We start from the raw sequence: 244 nt of genomic DNA, 5'->3' as shown, positions 1-244 counted from the left end.
ATTACCCGTGCAGGTGGTGCAGTTATTGGTGTTCAATGCCATTATCAAAGGTTTCAAAATGTCAGCGGTAATGCCTTGAAGCCAACTTGGGTCCCTTATGCCTCAACGGAGGCTGGTGAAGAAGTCTTGCTGTTCTCCCTGAAGCTCATGATGGATGACTGGTCCTTTGAGAGGCCTTCAAACTCTTACTTCCTGGGTGACGTTATTAATGTTGAGGCATCTGTGAAGGTATACAACCACGTCC

The 244-nt window shown here is 47.1% G+C and carries 1 protein-coding gene; it reads left to right on the top strand.

Going from position 1 to position 244, the window contains the following annotated elements; genetic code table 11:
- Positions 1–244: hypothetical protein (locus tag DK872_RS27800; protein WP_237656275.1), on the top strand; the 244-nt coding region annotated here is incomplete at both ends.

The organism is Kosakonia sp. MH5 (genome assembly GCF_009935945.1).
GTDB classification, from domain to species: domain Bacteria; phylum Pseudomonadota; class Gammaproteobacteria; order Enterobacterales; family Enterobacteriaceae; genus Kosakonia; species Kosakonia radicincitans.
This window is presented reverse-complemented; position numbering and strand designations above follow the sequence as displayed.